Annotated in this window: 23 protein-coding genes; 10 read left to right on the top strand and 13 right to left on the bottom strand. The window is 41.1% G+C overall.

What is annotated here, in order from left to right; all coding sequences use genetic code 11:
* Positions 1-3: 3 nt before the first annotated feature.
* On the bottom strand, positions 4-810 hold the full coding sequence (locus tag WKF66_RS15980) for a hypothetical protein (protein ID WP_489675476.1): 807 nt from the start codon (positions 808-810) through the stop codon (positions 4-6).
* Between the two features lie 372 nt (positions 811-1182).
* Between WKF66_RS15980 and WKF66_RS15975 the strand changes: the two genes are divergently transcribed.
* Positions 1183-1842 carry a hypothetical protein gene (locus WKF66_RS15975; RefSeq protein WP_489675475.1) on the top strand — a complete coding sequence of 220 codons (660 nt, stop codon included), beginning with the start codon at positions 1183-1185 and terminating at the stop codon, positions 1840-1842.
* A gap of 31 nt (positions 1843-1873) precedes the next feature.
* Here the strand turns inward: WKF66_RS15975 and WKF66_RS15970 are convergent, their stop codons facing one another.
* Complete coding sequence (locus WKF66_RS15970; protein WP_489675474.1) at positions 1874-2476, bottom strand: SRPBCC family protein; 603 nt, start codon at positions 2474-2476, stop codon at positions 1874-1876.
* A gap of 113 nt (positions 2477-2589) precedes the next feature.
* Between WKF66_RS15970 and WKF66_RS15965 the strand changes: the two genes are divergently transcribed.
* Complete coding sequence (locus WKF66_RS15965; protein ID WP_489675473.1) at positions 2590-3573, top strand: GlxA family transcriptional regulator; 984 nt, start codon at positions 2590-2592, stop codon at positions 3571-3573.
* A gap of 494 nt (positions 3574-4067) precedes the next feature.
* Here WKF66_RS15965 and WKF66_RS15960 read toward each other — a convergent pair whose 3' ends face one another.
* From WKF66_RS15960 to WKF66_RS15950, 3 genes are all read right to left on the bottom strand, one after another.
* Positions 4068-4991 (bottom strand): helix-turn-helix domain-containing protein, encoded by a 924-nt coding sequence (locus WKF66_RS15960; protein ID WP_489675472.1) that lies wholly within the window; start codon positions 4989-4991, stop codon positions 4068-4070.
* 21 nt (positions 4992-5012) lie between these two features.
* Complete coding sequence (locus WKF66_RS15955; RefSeq protein ID WP_489675471.1) at positions 5013-5837, bottom strand: SDR family oxidoreductase; 825 nt, start codon at positions 5835-5837, stop codon at positions 5013-5015.
* 115 nt (positions 5838-5952) lie between these two features.
* Positions 5953-6699 (bottom strand): SDR family NAD(P)-dependent oxidoreductase, encoded by a 747-nt coding sequence (locus WKF66_RS15950; RefSeq protein ID WP_489675470.1) that lies wholly within the window; start codon positions 6697-6699, stop codon positions 5953-5955.
* Between the two features lie 79 nt (positions 6700-6778).
* On the opposite strand from WKF66_RS15950, the gene WKF66_RS15945 reads away from it, so the two are divergent.
* Positions 6779-7129: a winged helix-turn-helix transcriptional regulator gene (locus WKF66_RS15945; protein WP_489675469.1), complete on the top strand. Its 351-nt coding sequence runs from the start codon at positions 6779-6781 to the stop codon at positions 7127-7129.
* Between the two features lie 30 nt (positions 7130-7159).
* Here WKF66_RS15945 and WKF66_RS15940 read toward each other — a convergent pair whose 3' ends face one another.
* The gene (locus WKF66_RS15940; RefSeq protein ID WP_489675468.1) at positions 7160-7495 is read right to left on the bottom strand and encodes a nuclear transport factor 2 family protein; all 336 of its coding nucleotides are present in this window, start codon (positions 7493-7495) and stop codon (positions 7160-7162) included.
* A gap of 409 nt (positions 7496-7904) precedes the next feature.
* On the opposite strand from WKF66_RS15940, the gene WKF66_RS15935 reads away from it, so the two are divergent.
* The 6 genes from WKF66_RS15935 (at position 7905) to WKF66_RS15910 (ending at position 14582) form a co-directional block, all read left to right on the top strand.
* A complete protein-coding gene (locus WKF66_RS15935) occupies positions 7905-8627 on the top strand; it encodes an SDR family oxidoreductase (RefSeq protein WP_489675467.1) in 723 nt (240 codons plus the stop codon).
* 122 nt (positions 8628-8749) lie between these two features.
* A complete protein-coding gene (locus WKF66_RS15930; protein ID WP_489675466.1) occupies positions 8750-10948 on the top strand; it encodes a B12-binding domain-containing radical SAM protein in 2199 nt (732 codons plus the stop codon).
* A gap of 83 nt (positions 10949-11031) precedes the next feature.
* The gene (locus WKF66_RS15925) at positions 11032-11370 is read left to right on the top strand and encodes a hypothetical protein (protein ID WP_489675465.1); all 339 of its coding nucleotides are present in this window, start codon (positions 11032-11034) and stop codon (positions 11368-11370) included.
* 415 nt (positions 11371-11785) lie between these two features.
* On the top strand, positions 11786-12046 hold the full coding sequence (locus WKF66_RS15920) for a hypothetical protein (protein ID WP_489675464.1): 261 nt from the start codon (positions 11786-11788) through the stop codon (positions 12044-12046).
* A gap of 14 nt (positions 12047-12060) precedes the next feature.
* Entirely contained in the window at positions 12061-13461 is a 1401-nt protein-coding gene (locus WKF66_RS15915; RefSeq protein ID WP_489675463.1) for an MFS transporter, read from the top strand.
* An 80-nt stretch (positions 13462-13541) separates the two neighbouring features.
* A complete protein-coding gene (locus tag WKF66_RS15910; RefSeq protein WP_489675462.1) occupies positions 13542-14582 on the top strand; it encodes a basic secretory protein-like protein in 1041 nt (346 codons plus the stop codon).
* A gap of 16 nt (positions 14583-14598) precedes the next feature.
* Here WKF66_RS15910 and WKF66_RS15905 read toward each other — a convergent pair whose 3' ends face one another.
* From WKF66_RS15905 to WKF66_RS15885, 5 genes are all read right to left on the bottom strand, one after another.
* Positions 14599-15441 (bottom strand): glycerophosphodiester phosphodiesterase, encoded by an 843-nt coding sequence (locus tag WKF66_RS15905; protein WP_489675564.1) that lies wholly within the window; start codon positions 15439-15441, stop codon positions 14599-14601.
* 93 nt (positions 15442-15534) lie between these two features.
* On the bottom strand, positions 15535-16887 hold the full coding sequence (locus WKF66_RS15900) for a DUF418 domain-containing protein (RefSeq protein WP_489675461.1): 1353 nt from the start codon (positions 16885-16887) through the stop codon (positions 15535-15537).
* 103 nt (positions 16888-16990) lie between these two features.
* Positions 16991-17209, bottom strand: coding sequence for a hypothetical protein (locus WKF66_RS15895; RefSeq protein ID WP_489675460.1), 219 nt, complete (start codon positions 17207-17209; stop codon positions 16991-16993).
* A gap of 20 nt (positions 17210-17229) precedes the next feature.
* Positions 17230-18087 (bottom strand): AraC family transcriptional regulator, encoded by an 858-nt coding sequence (locus WKF66_RS15890; protein ID WP_489675459.1) that lies wholly within the window; start codon positions 18085-18087, stop codon positions 17230-17232.
* A 10-nt stretch (positions 18088-18097) separates the two neighbouring features.
* On the bottom strand, positions 18098-18793 hold the full coding sequence (locus WKF66_RS15885) for a ferredoxin reductase domain-containing protein (protein ID WP_489675458.1): 696 nt from the start codon (positions 18791-18793) through the stop codon (positions 18098-18100).
* Positions 18794-18848: 55 nt separating this feature from the next.
* On the opposite strand from WKF66_RS15885, the gene WKF66_RS15880 reads away from it, so the two are divergent.
* The gene (locus WKF66_RS15880; RefSeq protein ID WP_489675457.1) at positions 18849-19352 is read left to right on the top strand and encodes a glycine zipper domain-containing protein; all 504 of its coding nucleotides are present in this window, start codon (positions 18849-18851) and stop codon (positions 19350-19352) included.
* Between the two features lie 17 nt (positions 19353-19369).
* Here WKF66_RS15880 and ku read toward each other — a convergent pair whose 3' ends face one another.
* Positions 19370-20146, bottom strand: coding sequence for a non-homologous end joining protein Ku (ku, locus tag WKF66_RS15875; RefSeq protein ID WP_489675456.1), 777 nt, complete (start codon positions 20144-20146; stop codon positions 19370-19372).
* 2 nt (positions 20147-20148) lie between these two features.
* Positions 20149-20412: a hypothetical protein gene (locus WKF66_RS15870; RefSeq protein ID WP_489675455.1), complete on the bottom strand. Its 264-nt coding sequence runs from the start codon at positions 20410-20412 to the stop codon at positions 20149-20151.
* Between the last annotated feature and the right edge of the window lie 6 nt (positions 20413-20418).

The raw sequence follows: 20418 nt of genomic DNA, 5'->3' as shown, positions 1-20418 counted from the left end.
AATTTAAAACTTCAATTTAGACTCGAATGTCCATTCCTTACTATAGCCTACATGGCTACGCAACGGTGCTGGTGGTTCCACGTAAACGCCGCCTGTAACTACTGCCCCGATTACGTTAGCAGGACTAAACGATTTTGAATTGTATGGAGTTCTAATGTCATTTGTTCTTTTGAAAAAGGCCAAGCCTATTGCCGCAACACTAATACTTTCATTTGCAAGATTAAATGTCAGCGTTCTTTCAGGATGGTTTAGCTCGTCTGCGTTGATTTCGAAGGTGCTTTCCAACTCTTCCCTGGTAAGCGCTTGATTGAGGTTAATTTGCGTTACTAAAATGGTGACCTGGCAAGTGTTTGTTCGAGCAGGAAAAGTGAACTGCGAACCTATCTGGAATTCAGGTATAGTCACTGTCAAAACATTATCCTTTAAAAGCATTACTGGTTTAACCCATAAGAAGTTTATAAGCGGAGATTTAATGTTAAACTCAAAGTCAGTTAGCCTATTGAAACTGTCTTGTTCAAAGTTAAATACGTTTTCCTTGCTGTTATAGCAATGACTTAGCACATCCCTAATTGGATCATTGAAACGGTTAACCATTCCAGGATCATACAACATGACAGCTGACGACAACTGTTTCCTGATCAGGCATGCGACTGTACTTCCAAAACCCCACATTGTAGTAGTTTTCTTTGATTTGGCATTTAATCTATAGTGCCTTGGTTTGATTTGTATGACCGACCTTCCATCTTTCATTTTTCTAATTACGAAGGGTCCGATCATGCCAGAAAACCCATCTCCGTTTAACATTGCCATATGCTTAAATTTGGTTAGTTGTAAGTATTGTTCACTTTATACTTTAGATCATACTTACTCTTTGGTTGTGCTCGGGTCGGGGTTTGAGTGAAGGTGCTATGAAAACACAATGCTTGGGGGGTAATTCCGCCTTTTCTCTAGACAAAAGGCGGAAACAACGCGGAAGCATGGCGCATTCAAGGCGGAAGCAATCAAAGCCAGACCCGACCGAGACTTAAACTTGTACCGATCTGGATTTTGTCAATGTATGCAGAATAAGTGGTACAAAATTATATGGCTAGTAATATTAATCTTTTCTTAACTTTTATCGTAGGAAGAATTGATTAATTTTGCAGATTATTGTGTTACAGATAATTAAATCAACATTACACCATGTTTATTGGACATTTCGCACTATCCTTTGCTGCTAAAAAAGCAGCACCGAAAGTTTCTCTTGGAACGCTTTTCATTGCCACACAATTTGTTGATATTCTTTGGCCCTTTTTATTAGTACTTAACATTGAAAAGGTTGCAATAGTACCTGGATACACCAAATCAAATGCCTTAGATTTTCTTTTTTTCCCATATACACATAGTTTGCTAGCAGGTATTATCTGGGGTCTAGTTGTTGGGCTTATTTATTTGTTAATTAAGAAGGACAAGCAAGGTGCTCTCATTATTGGTCTTTGTGTTTTAAGTCACTGGTTTTTGGATCTCCTGGTTCACACCGCAGACCTCCCATTATCTCCGTTTGGAGAAGGTAAATTCGGATTCGGACTTTGGAACCATGTGGCCATCTCACTCACAATTGAAACGATTCTCTTCTTAGCTGGCGTTTATGTTTACAACGGTGTCACAAAAGCTAGAACCAGTGCAGGAAAATGGGGTTTTTGGTCGTTTGCTGCGTTGCTGATCGTTTTCAATATTTCAAATACTTTTGGCCCGCCGCCTCCTGCTTCGACAACAACTTTGTTTGCCACTCTTGTAACACTAATGGTTATTATCATCGGGCTTGCTTACTGGGTAGATAGCAAGCGGGTTCAGAAAAGTTGATAGGGTAGCGTTAGATTTTGAAACGCATAGATTATTTGTCTGGTAGTCCCCACTTTTGAACAAGTTCAGCGTTGAGGCCACCTTCTTTGCCATTAGGTTTGCCCTGTCCGGTTTCTATCAGTTGTTTCAGGCTTCCTTGGATATAACTGGTCCAGGCATCCTGACAGACCTTGTAACATTCAAATTCGGGCACCAGGCCCTGATGGGTGAACACGATTCTTGTTCCGTTTCCCTCCGCACCGAGTTCAAAGATGAGTTTGGTGCCGATCCATTCTGTTTTATCCGCTACGAAGTTGAACTGGTTGTCGGTCACTTCATAGACCAGTTTCCTATTTTTGATTCTTTCGATGAGTTTCAATTTGCAGAGGTGGACATCTTTGTAATGATAAAAAAATGTTTTGTTGAGCTCATCGGTTGAACCCTGTATATCCTCAGACCACCAACCACGAAAATTTTCAATAGCCTTAAATGCTGTTTCCTTTGATTGGTCGACTACAATCGTCGATGTAAAATCATTGCTATTCATAATATGTTTTATTTGAAGTTCAGTATTTGTTGAAGCTTTCTTAACGGAGCTATTGCAGCCGAATTGGACAGCTAATGGCATAAAAAAGAAAATGAGAGTTTTATTCATAGTCATGAGTTTAACAAAGTAACCGACTATTCTACATTTACATAGGGTGTAAATTGGACAATATGATGGGTTGATTCGGACAGGGTATTGCATTAACTTTGGAATAAAAAGCGATGAAAAGTTTGACAATCGTTGTGCCCAACGGCGAGAATAACCTGAGCAGTATTACAGGCAGCTTTGAGATCTTTTCAAAAGCCGAGCTATACTGGCAAGTGACTGGGAAGAAACAGTTGTTCCATATCCAGTTGGCAGGTGTTTCTGAGCAAATCGATTTCAGTGCAGGGTTATTTTCGGTACGACCACATACCAACATCTCGAAGATTTCAGAAACTGATTTGATCATTGTTCCATCACTGAATCATAATTACGAACTTGCGATGAAGGATAACCAGCAGTTGGTATTGTGGCTGCATGAAAAGTATAAGGCAGGTGCGGAGATCGCCACGATATGCACCGGTACGTTCCTGCTGGCGGCTTCAGGACTTTTGGACGGGAAGACCTGTTCTACCCACTGGGCAGTTGCAGAGCAGTTCCGCTCAAGATTCCCAAAGGTTAACTTACAGACCGATAGATTAATTACCGATGAAAAGGGGTTGTATACCAACGGTGGAGCATATTCCTTTCTTAACCTCATCTTATACCTGGTTGAAAAGTACTATGACCGGGAAACAGCCATTTATTGCTCCAAGGTCTTCCAGATAGAGATCTCAAGAAACACGCAATCGGAGTTCAAAATTTTCAGCGGACAGAAAACTCATGATGATGAGATCATCAGTCATGCTCAGCACTATATTGAAAACAATGTTGAAGTAAAGATTACCATCGAGGATCTGTCTTCAAAATTCAATATTGGCAGAAGGAATTTTGATAGGAGGTTCATAAAGGCGACAGGTAATACGCCGCTCGAATACGCCCAGCGTGTAAAAATAGAAACTGCTAAAAAGTCCTTTGAAACGACCCAGAAGACCGTAAATGAAGTCATGTATCAGGTTGGGTATAATGATGTAAAGGCATTTCGTGAAGTGTTCAGGAAATACACCGGGTTATCACCGTTGGAGTATAAAGGAAAGTATAATAAAGATGGGATGGTGTTTTAGATATAGTAAGGTGACATTTATAAGGAAATGCTGTTAATCCTATCTTCTTTTATGCAAATTGTCATTCAATGCAATCACTATACTTTGAAGTAAAATGATTCTTTTTGATGTTCTTTTTCCGTCAGGTTTTTAGGTATCAGGTCTTGGAAGTCATTAAAAAACTCAAAGTTTTGTGCGATCGTTATATTTCCACCTCGCATGTTTCTTATCAAAACTGGTACTACAACAAAAGAATTTTTATACTTATTTAGAGCCGAACTTTTATAAGCAGCCATATATTTTTTAAACTGAGCAGGCGAAAAAGTAGTATCAAGCAATGGCATCTTATTCGAAAATTCAATATGACGTACATGCTTAAATAGTATTTAAACGGAAGAGGGAAGTGGAATTGCGATTCAAGTGGTGTACATCATGCCAATACTTTCCCAATGTACCATATCACCATCCAAATCTCACTCAATATAGACCATATTATAATTCTCTATGTCATATATTTAATTTCGGTTAAACGATTGCTTAAATTCCATAGGAGAAACCTTCGTTTTGTTTTTGAAAAGCTTGTTAAATGATTGCGGATGTTCAAATCCAAGTTGATAAGCCACTTCCGCTACAGTGAGGTTTGTTGTGGTTAATAGTTCCTTGGCTTTATCGATTAGTCGGTTGTGAATGTGCTGCTGGGTGTTTTGCCCTGTTAGGGAACGAAGCATGTCACCGAGGTAATGAGAGGACACATTCAGTTCATCTGCAATTTGCTGGACCGATGGAAGACCTTTCAATAAGGCTTTTTCTACACTGAAGTAGTTATCCAGGAGCTCCTCTGTTTTTGAAAGCAGGTCATTGCTTGCTGATTTACGGGTAATGAATTGTCGGTTATAGAACCGTTTGCTATAACTTAGTAATAATTCCAATTGGGATACCACTACTTCCTGGCTAAACAGGTCAATGGCTGAGGCCAATTCTGTTTCTATATTTTTAAACAGGCTGATAATTATCTCTTTTTCTTTGTCCGAAAGAAACAGCCCTTCTGCAACCGTATAGGAAAAGAAACCATAATCTTTGATCTTTTTGCCAAGTGGAAAGTTTCGGATAAAATCAGGATGGACAAGCAAAGTATAGCCACCGTAATCGCCTTCGTCATCGGAAACCGAGATTACCTGGTTTGGTGATACAAAAGATAAACCCCCCTCATCAAAGTCGTAATAGGACTGACCGTATTTAAATTTACCAGTGTAATTCTTCTTATATGATATTTTATAAAAGTTGAAGATGATGCCCTTTTCAAGTTCAGTAGTGTCAGCTCGAATATTGCTATAGTCGACCAGGCTGATCAGCGGGTGCAGGGGCTTTGGTAAGCCAAGCGCCCGGTGCAGCTCCGAAATAGAATTAAATAATACAGGTAGATTTACAGTTGTTTTCATGGATGCAGACTGTTAAGCTGTCTAAAGTTGATAAGGGCTCGGCAAATTAAGGTATTTTGTAAGATTAATGCGGTACGATTCAGGTCCTTCAGCCAGGCGTTTGGCATACAGTCGAACAGCATCGTTACCGGCAGGGTAAGTCAGTTGATCCTGGCCATCGGTAGCAGCCTGATAAACCACTTGAGCTATGAGGTCAGCGTCAGTAAATTCCATTAGTGTGCCATCATTAAAACCTTCCATCATCTTGGCCATTGTTGTTTCATAAGCTTTATCCTCTGTCACCTGCATGCCTTTCATGAATTCAGTTTTGATGCCGCCGGGCGCTACGTTCTTGATGCCAATACCAAATTGAGCCAGATCATATGACATGCTTTCCGCCAGCCCCTGCAATGCCCATTTGCTTGCATTATATACCGCCGATTGCGGATTAGATACCAGGCCGCAAAGCGAAGTTGTATTGATAAAAAGCCCTTTTTGCTGACGGCGGAAATAAGGGATAAAAGAACGTATCACCTCAAGGGTACCAAAGAAATTGGTGTCAAACTGCGCTCTAATTTGTTGCTCTGAATGCGATTCAACTGCACCTACCAAACCGTAGCCGGCATTGTTAAACACTACGTCAATAGGGCCCGTCTCCAACGCTTTTTGTACAGTCTGATGGATTTGCGCCGTATTGGTAACATCAAGCGGTAATAAAACCAGATTTGGTAGTTGATTTAGTTCCGTTTCCTTTTCAGGAGTACGCATGGTGGCTATTACCTTCCATCCCTTGCCCAAAAATAGTTTAGCGGTTGCTTTGCCTAGTCCGGTCGATGCGCCGGTAATAAAGATTGTTTTCTGTTCCATTTTGTTTTGCTTTAGATTGATACAAAGATCATGGTCCGTCTTTAGGCTGGAGTAGCCGGAACGGACCATGATGTAGCCAAAACGGATAAGAAAGAAATCGCTTAGCGATCAGACATTACAGTAGCGTCGATCCTCCATCAATGACATGGTCTGAACCGGTAATGAAAGCGGCTTCATGACTAGACAGAAAGGCAACAAGCTGCCCTATTTCTTCTGGTTTCCCTATACGCCCGATTGGTGTCAGGCTAATCAGGTAGTCTGTCATGCCAGCCAGTGTTCCCTCATCCATGCCCATTTTGCTAAATAATTCTGTATCAATAGCACCAGGACTGATCGCATTTACCCTGATCTTCCTTGGAGCAAGTTCCAAAGCTGCCGTTTTCATAATAGAATTAACTGCGGCCTTGCTCGCACTATAAACGGATAAACCTGAACTTACCGTAGAAGCGAGTACAGAGGAGAGGATCACAACAGAGGCGCCATCATTAAGATGAGGAATGAATTTGCTTAAGGTAAAGTATACACCTTTAAAGTTTACATTGATCATTTTGTCGAAATTCTCTGGCGTTTCCAGTTCAATCGAAGATGTCCCCGAAATACCGGCATTGATGAATAAGATATCTACCTTTCCAAAGTTGTCTTTAACGTTACTTACCAGACTATCAATATCCTCCAGTTTTCCCTGATCTGATAAAATGGCGTGTACACCCAATTCCTTTGCGGCTTGTTCAATGGCTTCTTTCCTTCTTCCGGTAATGACTACAGTTGCGCCCAATTCCTTAAGTAATTTTGCAGTCCCATAACCCATGCCACTATTTCCACCGGTGATCACAGCTAACTTATTTTCAAATTTTTTCATCATCTTATTATATTTAACAAATGTACTGTTATATTAAGTATACATTTGTAAGCAGTATACCGGTGTATAGCAACTAATAAAAATGAGAAAAAATATAGAGGACGCAACATCAACTAAAGAGTTTGATGCTTTGCTTGATACAATTTATGTAATCGGTGGTAAGTGGAAAATGCCCATCATTTTTTCAGTATGTAACGGAGGTCCTCAGCGTTTTAGTGAAATAGAACGCGGTGTTCCCGGGATTACCTCAAGGATGCTCTCGCGGGAACTAAAGGAGATGGAGATGAACAAATTGATTACCAGAACTGTCTATCCAGAAACACCTGTACGAATCGAATATGAAGTCACCGAATATTGCAAAACCCTCGTCCCTTTGATTCAGACGATGATTGATTGGGGTATGCTGCACCGACAAAAGATTAGGGAAGATTAAAATCTAAGCAGTACAGATCCATTGCCTACTTTATATTAAATCGGCTAATACATAAACAATCTTTCCTGCTTCAAACTTAAAATCAAAAGTGCCCCCAATTTTCCCTTCAGGAAAGTCCCCTGTGAATTCTACTTCTAAATGCGCCCGATTTTCATCATGTACAATCAGTTCTACTTTCCTAGTTTGCGTTTGGTATCCGATAAAGTAACTGGTAAAATATTCTTTGATGCCAGGTCTTCCATTGAATATTCTGCCAACTGAAGGATCGTCAAATACAGCAGTCTCGGCGTAAAATTGCAGGTATCTTTCTGTATTGTAACTATTGCTGACTGCAATCCACTGTTCTATAAATTTTACAATATTCATTTTTAGTAATTTTCTATAACACTCATCACAAGCTGTATGATGACTTCTAATTTATCTAGCAAATTTGGTCGTTATAGATTAATTATACTAAGCCAAAATAGATAGTTACTTAGCCATTTTGAAAATACAGGAAAGGAGTAAGTTTTGTATTCATCCAGTTCACCTAAGCAATACAGTTAAAGAGGTTACCTGAATAGCGCCCTGTCACCACTGTGAGGGGAAACTCGCTATGCCGGTCAGACGCCTAGCAGCTTTCGGGCGCAATCTCGTTTGAACGGCAACGTGCAATAATAATCGTTCAACTATTCGGCAAACATGCAAATGATAGTACAAAATGTTTATTATCTTAAACTAAGACAAAAGAGGATACTTAAATGCATGTACTTTTGTATCAAGATAAAAATACGATATGGAACTATCAAAAAATAAAATACTAGTTACAGGAGGTGCCACGGGCATTGGCTTAGGTTTAACGGAACGCTTTTTACTTGAACAGAATACCGTGATCATTTGCGGTCGTCGTGCAGAAGTATTGAAAGAAGTAACAGATAAATATCCTCAAGTGATTGCCCGGGTTTGTGATCTTTCTCAGGAATCAGACCGAACAGATCTTTATGAATGGCTGGCGAATGAGCACCCCGACTTAGATGTCCTGGTAAACAATGCTGGAGTTCAGAATTGGATGGGTTTAGAAGACGACAAGTTTTATGAAAAAGCAGTTAATGAGATTGAAACCAATATTGTCGCGCCGCTTCATCTTATTACCTTGCTAAGCAATTTGCCGAAGCTTAAAACGATTATGAATGTGACCTCTGGATTGGCCTTTGTACAGCTTACAAAGGTTCCGGTATACTGTGCTACCAAAGCCTTTTTCCGCTCATTCACACTTTCATTACGTTATATGTTACAGCCTAAAGGGATAGAGGTCATAGAAATTATTCCTCCAGCGCTTAATACTGATTTAGGGGGTAAAGGTATTCATGATGGCAACCCTTTAGTAAGCGATTTTGTAGAAGCAATTTTTGCACAACTAAAAGAAGGCAAAAAGGAACTTACTTTTGGTTTTAGCGATGTGATGCTAAAAGCATCTCCCGAAGTGATTGCAGGCACATTTGCGAAGATGAATCCTTAAAATTTTGGAGATGGCAGCTGATAATCGGTGGCCATCTCTCCCCAAAGTAGAATAGGAACAACAACTACCATTCAAAATAAATTTACGGTAACTTTGCAGGGCAATTCCATAACCCTGTAACATTGAATCCGACTATACTTTTCATTACTCCTCCATTTACCCAGTTGAATACTCCGTATCCCGCTACAGCGTATTTGAAAGGATTCTTGAATACAAAAGGCATCTCTTCGTATCAAATGGATTTGGGTATTGAGGTAATTTTAGCCTTGTTCTCCTCTGCCGGATTAACGAACTTGTTTCTCGAAGTAACTAAAAAGCAGGTTAAGCTATCCGCTAATAGTCAGCGGATTCTTCACCTTCAGAAAGAATATATCAAAACCATAGATGCCGTTATTAACTTCTTGCAAGACAATAACCCAACTCTGGCACATCTGATTTGTCAGGGTAATTACTTGCCAGAGGCATCCAGGTTTGCACAATTGGATGATCTCGAATGGGCTTTTGGCACCATGGGTACCCGGGACAAGGCAAAGCATTTGGCCACACTTTACCTGGAAGATATCTCTGATCTGATCGTAGAAGCTATCGATCCGCATTTTGGCTTCAGCCGGTATGCTGAAAGGCTCGGAAGGTCCGCTTCTACGTTTGATGAACTAGATACCGTTCTTAATCATCAGGACAGCTTTGTCGACCTTATTCTAATCGATATTTTAAAGGATAAAATTGAGCAGGTGAAACCGGATTTCATTGCGCTTTCTGCTCCTTTTCCAGGCAACTTATATAGTGCCTTTAAATGCGGACAATGGGTCAAACGGAATCATCCATCGATCAAAATCGCATTAGGTGGGGGATACGCCAACACGGAATTAAGGTCGCTCAAAGAAACAAGGGTTTTCAATTACCTTGATTTTATCACATTGGATGATGGAGAAGCACCCATTTTCCACCTCATCGAACATTTAAGAGGAGAAAGGAGCAAAGCCGATCTTAAAAGAACTTTCGCGCTAGAGAATGGCATCGTTACTTATTTCAACGGTTCAAAGGAATATGATTACGCACAAAGGGATGTGGGTACTCCAGATTACGCCGATCTACTTTTAGATAAGTACCTCTCAGTTATCGAAATGGCTAATCCTATGCATCGCTTGTGGAGCGATGGCAGGTGGAATAAACTTACCCTGGCCCATGGTTGTTATTGGGGCAAATGCACGTTTTGCGATATCTCATTAGATTATATTAAGCGATACGAGCCTGTTACCGCCGCTTTGCTTTGTGATCGTATTGAAGAAATTATTAAACAAACCGGTCAGAATGGATTCCATTTTGTGGATGAAGCTGCTCCTCCTGCGTTACTAAGAGATTTGGCGCTGGAGATCATCAGACGGAACTTAACCATTGTATGGTGGACAAATATTCGATTCGAAAAAAGTTTTACCCTTGATTTGTCGATACTCCTAATGGAATCGGGCTGTATTGCGATTTCCGGGGGATTGGAAGTAGCTTCGGATCGACTGCTCAAATTGATAGATAAGGGAGTAACGGTTGCTCAGGTAGCAAAAGTCACAGAGAATTTAACTCAGGCTGGCATTATGGTGCATGCTTATTTAATGTATGGGTTTCCTACCCAGACCGCTCAGGAAACTATCGATTCCCTGGAGATTGTGCGACAGCTTTTCATGAATGGGGTTTTGCAATCCGGCTTTTGGCACCAGTTTGCCATGACGGCGCACAGTCCCGTTGGCTTAAATCCCGACCAATTCGGAGTAAAACGGGTAAGTCAGCAGATAGGGACGTTCGCTAATAATGATTTGGCGCATATTGATAAAAGTGGCGCCAAACACGAGCTTTTTAGCGAAGGTCTGCGGAAGTCATTGTTTAATTACATGCACGGTATATGTTTTGATTTTAGCCTTGATAAATGGTTTGATTTTAAGGTTCCGCGTACCACCGTATCTCCAAAGTATATCGAACAAGCGCTGGCTTTTCATGAATCCAAAATTATTAAACCGAGCACAAAGTTCATTTGGATGGGCAGTCCTCCCGCAATCAAATACTATGTGAAACGCGGAAAAGGCAAACCCTTAAATATGGCCGTCTTAACCTTTTACAATAAACGAGATAGCTTTACTGTACATACAAAGGAAGAATGGGGCCGGTGGTTGGGTGAGACTTTGCCCTTGCTCTCGGTAACAAGTGGGTCAGTATCTTCATTCGTAGAAGTAGAAAAATCTTTTAAAGATTCGGAAGTTGGCGACTTTCAAACCTTCTTAAATAGCGACACCTTCACAGAGCTCAAGGACAATGGTTTATTGTTACTGTAGAGCGATTTTAAGGTGTTAGATTTTAAACAACGGCTGCTATATTATGTTGCTTTCCTGTTGTATATCTAACGGACCTGAATTTTATGAAACCATTTTATTTTAATATTGAAAGCGACATCCAGGTGATGGTCATTCCTGATGCGGATGCTCACGCTGATGGTCACCCTGTGCTTACCTATAGCTACACGCTTTACCGGGCGCAGCCTGGAGCGGAACAACATCAGCCAGATAACACCGATGACCTATTGACTCCTGATAAGACAAAAAACCCGAATTACCTTGGCACCATTTTTTTCGACCAGCCTTATAAAGCGTATACGTATACCAGCGACGGGTTGAACGAGTTAAGTGGTGACCAGGTGCAGGAAATCATTGAAAAGATTACCCACTACCGCGGTAATCCTACTTTATGGCGAATTTAAATGGCTTGGAGCGTTGGTAAAGTAAACGAAGCATTTGCTCGGTTATTTGCCGTAACGCCCCCAAGTGTTTTTACTGATCAAACAGGTGTGAATTACCTAATCTGACTTTTTTTGGCAATAAGGATAATAATGGGAACCATACAGCGTATTAGATACCGAGAGCGTTAATTTAGATGAGCGGGGAAGGGTCGGTAGGATCTTTTCCCGCTTCCTTTTTAAAAGCTGCTGTGTTTACCGCTACTGTCTTTGCGCTATCTGAATTACTGAAGCCAAATAGCCGGGGTGCTGCAAAGATCCCGTTTCATCAAGTACTTTGTGCAATTCCCCTAGATTTTAAATTCAAACTTAATTACCGCAAATGCGCTGAAGTAAATCTTTTTTCAAGAGAAGTTGTTGTGCAACAAACAGGTATATCATGGGAATAATAAGAAACGCCTTAATTGGCATCGCGCTTTACGAAGCGGTAGCTTATGTGCTAAAAAAAAAATCCGAGGGATTCTCTGAAGTAGGAAGCAGATCTCAAGACCCGGGGTTGAATAGCTTTGCATCAAGCTATGATTTAGCTTCCGGTACTGATCCGGACATCCCTTTGACTGGAAACGCAGCTTTAGATAGTCAGAAGGATTCATGGTCTAATTCACTTGCAAATGACGAGCTTAGGGCTCCGGATTCTTAAGAGATTCGAGTGCAATGATTTCTAAAGTATCGACGCCGACACCAGAATCAATAAGAAAATTCCTCCCGGTAATTCTGGCAACTTCAATATTTATGCAGATGCTGGATTCAACGATCCTTAACACGTCGTTGCCTGCCATTGCGAGGGATTTGAATGAATCGCCTTTGAATATGCAGAACGCCATCATCAGTTACGTGCTGACACTGGCGGTGTTTATGCCAGTGAGCGGTTTTCTGGCTGATAAGTTCGGGACAAGAAAGGTTTTCATTTTTGCGCTGGTATTATTTATTGCAGGATCTCTATTTTGTTCCCTTGCCCATAATTTAACGCAGTTGGTGATTGCGAGAATGATACAAGGGGTAGGGGGCAGTTTAATGACTCCTGTTGGGAAATTAGCATTGATCAGAACTTTCCCAAAAAAGGATCTTTTGAAAGCAATGAACTTTGCCATTATTCCAGCACTTATCGGACCTGTTCTAGGACCGCTGGTAGGTGGTTATCTGGTCGACTACCTATCCTGGCACTGGATCTTTCTCATCAATATTCCAATGGGAATTCTCGGTATCTTGTTAAGCTTAAGGTACATGCCGGATTACAAGTCGCCAATCATCGACTTCGATCTGAAAGGTTTTCTCATCTTCGCTGCGGCTTCCTTGCTGCTTTCCATATCCTTAGAGTTATTCGGAAATACTGTTCACATTACGCCGGTTTTAATGGTATTGCTATCTGGTTTTCTGATGCTGTACTTCTATTATCGCCATGCAACGACTGATAACAACCCAATATTTCCGCTTAACTTGTTTCAGGTTAGAACCTTTAGAGTCGGCATTGCAGGGAATCTGGCAACTCGTTTGGGCATCAGCGCTATTCCATTATTGCTGCCTATGATGATTCAGATCGCCTATGGGGAGTCTGCGGTAACGTCAGGCTGGATAGTTGCTCCAATGGCATTAACGGCCATGATCGGCAAATCTGCGGTCATTGGAATCTTGAACAAGCTCGGCTACCGGACCACTTTAATGACCAATACTTTTATTATTGGTTTTTTGATCTGTTGTATGGCCATACCTGCGACTAGTTCGTCTATCTATTGGTACGTTCCTATTATTGCTGTTCTTGGGTTTTTCAACTCTATTCAATTTACTGCAATGAATACCATTTCTATCGCTGATTTGCGTCAATACCATACGAGTAGTGGCAATTCGTTGGTTTCAGTTAATCAGCAGTTGGCAATTGGTTTCGGTATTGCGTTTGGATTAATCGTATTGAAGATTTTTGAGGGGGATGTGAAACTGATCCATGATGAGATCCACAATGCTTTCAGGTATACATTTTTAGTAGTGGGTACTTTAACTATCCTATCTGGATTCATTTTTAGAAGGCTGCATTTCAAGGATGGTGAGAACATGACCTAGAAATTTGTGAGGAAATTGTAGCTTCATTTTTACAGGATAATAGGTATACAAAACTTATTTTTAGGCCAAATAATCACCTCATGGAAAAAAAGACTACAATTCTGACTTTTTTAGTAATGCTTTCAGTGTCAGCGTTCGCGCAGACTGTACCTGCCAGTACAACAGAGGGCAAAACACCTCCGCGCAGACGTAACGAACCCAGACCTTATGCAATAACAATCGCAAACAACACAAAAGTCTCCCTGGATACTGCTGTGATAAATGCTGCGTTTAGAACCACCTACCCTGCATTTGCGGTAGCAGATGGATATCGTACCAGGCGAGAGGTGACAATGCGAGTGATTGATACTGTAAAAAGTTTTTCCTTAAGCGCCAAGCCAGGAGAGATTGTAGTGAACAGCCAATGGATAAAGAAAAAAGCCAATTTTGACAATTTTCAGGTTAATTTACAAAAGGCACTTCATAAAAACTGGAATTCAGTTGACACGGTGAAAACGGGCGATTATCAGTTGGTTTTCATTAATAAGAACTCGGCGTTCAATCCAGTGATTCAAAAAGACCTTATAGAAACCTATTTCAAGGTGTTTCCTGTACTGGTAAGTACGTTTAATGACAAGACTACGCATGATGTGATATTTGTGACTGATACCGCTTACAAAGGCGTCGCTGAGGCAAGCGGTAACCGAATATTGTTCAGCACTAATTACATGAATGCTCATCCCACCGATATTGATATAGTGACACACGAAGGAATGCACCTGGTACAAGGCTACGGTTATGGATCAGGACCTGTTTGGCTGACTGAGGGAATCGCGGATTTTATTCGTTATAAATATGGGGTTGATAACATTGGTTCAAAATGGTTCTTGCCAGATTTCACAGCGAAGCATAACGAGAAAAAATATGAAAATAGCTACCGAATAACCGCTCGCTTTTTTGAATGGATAGATCAGAAGATTAAACCAGGTATGATTATCCAGATCGATAAAGAGTTAAGGAACCGCACTTATACTAAAGACACATGGATGAAGCTTTGCGGCAAAACGATTGATGAGCTTTGGGACGAGTATTCGAAAAACCCTGAGTTGAAGCTTAAATATAGCGGTAAGGAAAGAATGTGATGATCGCCAAAAAGGGTTAATTTCTGCCATTAATTTTTAACACCTGTGATTTTTTCAGAGCAATCAGCAGTACAGGATTGTCAGTGTAGATCCTGTCGAGGCCAAGCTTAATGAATTGTTCTAAGTTTTCTTTATCGCTGACAGTCCAGGTTCCAACCTTTAAACCAGCGTCCTTAACTCGCTGTACTTTGTCAGGGTTAATACCTTTATAATTGATCACAAGCGTTTCGAATCCTTTCTCTTTGGCGATCAAAATATCTTTATTGATATCGGTATCAGGACCACGGTCCCAAAACACCGGAATAGCGGGAGCCAGCTCTTTAACCTGAGACATATATTTTAAACTGGCATCATTAAAACCGACCATATGTTCCGCATTTAATTTTCTGACAATGCGAATTGCGTCAGCTACGCAATCAGCTTTCGGCTGGATTGATAGTTTCGAACGTTTATGATTGAGAATCAGTTTTAGGGCATCCTCCAGCAGCGGCATTCGCTGTATGGGACATTCCTTTAGTGTTAATCCTTTCAATGTGCGAAATTCCGTAGCTACGTCAAGCTCTTGCAGTTCTTTGTAGGTGGAGTTTGCTATAATTAAATCCTTGCCCGATGTGCGGCCTGTTTTGCCATCGTGACTTACCACAATCTTCCCGTCTGAAGTTTTATGAATGTCCAGCTCGACCCAGTCTGCGCCCGACATTATCCCTTCCCGGAAAGCAGTCATTGTGTTCTCAGGGTATGCTGCAGAATAGCCGCGGTGGGCTGTCACGCCATTTGATAAATGTACTGTTTGGGCGAAAGTTGTCGCTGAGAGCAGGCAAAACGTCACAAGAGCAAATGGAAGTCTCAAAAATATCATCTTCAAATTTACCAAAGTAATGTTAAGTTAACCTTAAATCTCACCAGGTATTCACCTCGGCGGGCAGGACGGGCGATTGTACACTAAGAGTAATTAAACGGAGCCTATTCCAACCAGCGGATTAAGCACTTCTTGCTTACGCAGCATAGGTTGCAATCGCCTGTAGGTTAAAGTACGCCACAACCATTCTAAGGGGCCGAATAAAAAATACTTTAGCCAAATGGGACTTACGATTAATTGGAACAACCAAATTGCAGCGACTAAGTAAAATAACTGGTAGTACTGGAGTTCTGCAAAATAGTTCAACCCATAACCAAAGAAGAACAAGCTACAAATCACCGTTTGCATAATATAATTTGTGAAAGCCATTTGACCAACCGCCGATAGTCTAACCATCAGCCAGCTCCATGCCCCCGCGCGGATAAGTAATAGTACAGCACTTGCATGTGCCATCACCAGAAAAATGCGCTGAAAAGGGTAGATGATACCCCACCATGGCACCGTATTGGTTTCAATAAAGTGAATTTCTGCAGCACTTCCAGGGGTTTGCAAATAAGAGTGATAGAAACTTACCAACACCAACGGCAGTCCTATGCCATAGCCAATCAGCGCAGTTCGCCGATATTGTTTCGTTGACCAGCCTGAGGAAAAGAATTTCCATTTATATAAAGCCATTCCCAGCATGAACAGCGCCAGGATATCACCAATACTATATATCAAATACTTCGTTTGCCCATCCCATGATAATGGTCGAACGTAGCTAGCGACTGAATTGTAATCTCCCTTCATAGATGCAGTGTGCTGATTGATGAGGGTTTGATTTGGCAGGAACTCCTTTTCCATCTCTTGCCAGTTGGTGATCGCAGTTTTTTGCTCAACACTAAGTGGTTTATTTTGCTTTTGAAGCGCAACCGCAGTATTGTACTCGAGACGGGTATGGCGCACATGCTGAAAGAACTGAGTACCGGTAACAAAACCGATTATCGCCACAATAGGCACTCCCCAGACCAAATACTTCGCTTTCATATTGCGGAAAAGAAACGCAAGCATTCCAATCAACCCGTAGTAGTACAAAATGTCTCCCATCCAAAGCAACACATGAGCATGAATGAGACCGAAAAGTACCAGCCAACCCATGCGACTGAGGAACAGTCCTTTATAATTTGCTCCTACGTTCTTTTTGCGCTCTATGAAAAGCAAAATTCCGGCACCAAAGATCATAGAGAATAAAGCTCTCATTTTCCCTTCAAATAAGACGGTGACTACAAAGTCCGACCAGAAATTGGGGCTGTGTAAATCACTGTGGTAAACGTCGGAAAAACTTTCAGGTAGCGCGAAATAGGGGATATTCATTAATAGAATTCCTAAAACAGCAACTCCTCGTAAAATATCAACAGCGGTAATGCGTTCGGCCTGTGCAACAGGTTTAGAATGATTGGCGATCATAATAGTAGTTTGGTTAGAGGTAAATATAAAGAAATCAATGCTTTACACAAAACATTTAAGATATTTCTTATACAGCAATATCAAACAAACCAGATCACTTAAATTAACCGATTGGTTCTGCAAAAGACAGGAACTTGCAGCTGAAACCAAATCGCCCGACAAGGTTTTCAACGGCTTTCGCTGCAATCTTTCCCTCAGTTCTTAGTATACGTTCCTCGTCCTGCAAATCAAAATTCACGTGTAGACCTTTGAATTGTTGTTGCAATATTTCAGTTAGCAGGATTGCCTCACGGTGAGTTTGGACATCAGTATTGAATACCATTATAAATTTAATCTGATTAATCATGAGGCTGTAGACTTTCTAAATACAGTTGGACTAACGCCTTTTCTCTTATGAAACAACCTTGTAAAGTACTTTTCATCTTCAAATCCTAGTGAGTGAGAAATTTCTTTGATATTATAAGTAGTGTAATAAAGTAAACGCTGCGCCTCCGTGAGCAAGTGTTGTTGAATGAGCAAAGTAGCCGAAGATCCTGTAACTGACTTCACCGTATCGTTTAAATGGCTAACGGTTACATGCATTAGTGCTGCGTAATCTACTGGCCGCTTTAACTGTTTGAAGTTACGTTTAATCAATTTTCGGAACGTCTGAACGATTTCAATTTTCCTGGTAGAATGACTTACTGTACGTTGTTTGTCCTGAAGGCTAAAAATTTCAGCAGCGTTAAAGAAAAACGCGTTGGTCATGGCTTGAATGGTTTGGCTGTAAGAGCCGGGTGCCTGCTGCGAAAAGCTCTGCTCCATTAAAGACATCAGCGAGGTAAACCACTGCTTTTGAGTTTCATCTAAATCGATAGCTCCAAGTGGTGAAACGGCCTGTTCGAAAATATTCTTAGGCACTTCGTCTACTATATCTGAACTGAAATTTAATGCCCAGCCCTTTATCCCAGTTCCCTCGATTAGCTCGTGAACTTGACCTGGATACAAAACCATCACGCAAGGAGCACATAAACTATACACCTGAAAGTCCACTTTAAATTGCCCAGATCCTGCAGTGGCAATAAAGCAGCAGTAGTGTTCATGGCGATGAGGCAACAGCAAGTGTTCGGAGTCCTGGGTGTGCACTACATCGATTATAGCGAACTGTATTTTTTCGGCACCGAAAGGCATTGGTATAACTGCAATATTTTGAGTTTCCATGACTGTTTATTTAAGACCAGAAGCCATGTCCATAGATTTTAACCTCCACATTCACTTTGCTTCTAAGCTGGGCACGGAGGTTTTTCACTAAAGTGTTGTTACCTGCTATATAAATGGAAGAAAATACTCCGAGATCCAATGTCATTGCCCAGTTTTGCAAGACGGTATTTGCATCTGCGCCACTACAAGGTAACAAGGAGAACTCGCGATGTTCCGTTGTAAAGTTCTTAGGAGGTTGATGCTGGCCATTTGTAAAGATACCAACTTGAATTGGATAAATGGCTTGATCAGTTAGCTGTTTCAAGGCTAGGAAGTGTCCAAGCGCAGAAACGTCACCTAAACCCAAAACCTGACCTTTGTTGCCTGGTAAATTTGCAGCATGAGCATCGCTTAGCAGTACTTGATCGCCTTCACGAAGATTAGTAACCCATTCACTGCCTGTACCAGTGTGACCTGCATCTATAAATAAGGTGCAGGAATTATTTGCATTATCCCATAAGGCAGGGGTATAGTCCCGATATTCCAATGGCCCTACTTGTATTTTTAGCCGTTTGATAGTTTTCCAGGCTTCAACGTTGATCCCTGGCAAGGATAACTTTAGCTCGTATATTGGGGAGTCGGCCCATTTTTGATTACTGATTACTACTGCTCGCGATAGAAACTTTTCCATCAGTTTTCTCAATGATTCTATGATGATGTTTGACATTGCTATTGATTGTGTGGCAAAGGTACCGCGTGTATTTCGAGAATTTTGATAAGCAATGGCAGCATTTGGTGGACAAATCACGTATATTTACGTTATGAGTCTATCTGCAACGTGGCAGGAGGAGCAGCGTGCCCTTCTTAATCAAAAATCTGTTGGCCTTAACGAGGCATCGCAAAAAAAGTATGGAATTGATTACATCAGCGGAGCTATAGCCAAAGTTCCTTTGCGTTCACAAGGTGATGAACAAAAGGAAAACTTCAGGCTTAAAACGGAAAGTTTAATTAGCATCATTCCTATCGCTGAGCTTAGTCGGCCAGATTCCGTTAAGCTTTATTTGAAAGAGCTTTCTTCCTATCGTGCGTTTATTTTAAAGGAATTCAATATGGTGAGTAAAGGGCATCATCTTGCGAGGTGGATGCCCTTGGGTGTTGCAATTGGAGTCGCTTTTGGCGTAGCCCTTAAAAATATTGGGATCGGCATAGCGGTAGGCATTGGCATGGGCGTAGCAATTGGTTCAGGATTGGATACTAAGGCTGAAAAAGAGGGTCGACTCATTTAATTTGGCTTAAATTGCTCTTACGCTCTTTTCTTTGTACCTCCCAGGCTTCCCATCAACTGGCTATACAAGTCGTCTTCCTTCTCTTTATGCGGTTTAAGTTTTTTAATGGTTGGCCTTTTACCCTTAGCTTTTGCTTCTATCAATTTTAGGAGTTTCTCCTGATACTCATCTTTGTACTTCGAAACGTCAAAGTCTTCTGCATACTGATTCACTAACGCCAGACCCATATCCATTTCTTTCTTGCTGATGGCAATTTTGTCAGATATGTTCAAGTCTTCCTGACCTCTGATCTGTTGTGCAAACCTGATCCGTGTTACTACTAAAGCATTATCGACAGGGTGAACAATACATAGGCTTTCACTGCTTCGCAATACGAAGCGTGCTAATCCAGCTTTTTTAGACTTCTTGAGCACCTGTAGCAGTAGGGCGTACGCTTTGTTGCTTTTTGCTTCCGGCTCAACATAGTAGGAAGTTTCATAAAACATCGGATTTACCGAAGCGATGTCTACAAAGCTTTCAATCTCAATGGTCTTAGTCTTTTCGGGTGCCGCGGCTTCAAAATCACTTTCTTCAACAATTACATAACTGTCCTCTTTATACTTGTAACCTTTTACAATCTTGTCATAAGGTACTTCCTTCCTGGTCGTTTCATTTATTCGCTGAAACTTAATGTGCGCATGGTCACGCCCGTCCAGCATATCCAGGTCAAGTGATGAGGTCTGAACTGCTGAATACAATTTCATTGGGATACTTACTAAACCAAATCCGATGGTTCCTTTCCAAATTGATCTCATAACTATATTTCTAAGTCTTTATTAATTCCATATGGATGGTGTGCTTCAATCTCGTCTGCCAATAGATGCAGTAGCGATTCTTCTAAATTGCCTGGGTTTTGGCAGATGTGCAGGTAGCTGTGGTCATCTGGCTGAAAGCTGGCAACAAATTTACCTTCCTGAAATACTTTCACCTTACAACTTTGTCCGTCATTGTGAAGATATTCTCCAATCTCGAAGGAGTGAATCTGTTCGTCTAAGGTAAGGGTAATGGGATAGTTGTCCATAGTTGT

The organism is Pedobacter sp. (genome assembly GCF_037719805.1).
Lineage (GTDB): Bacteria > Bacteroidota > Bacteroidia > Sphingobacteriales > Sphingobacteriaceae > Pedobacter.
Note: the sequence above shows the minus strand (reverse complement) of the source record. Positions and strands in the feature narration are given on the sequence as shown.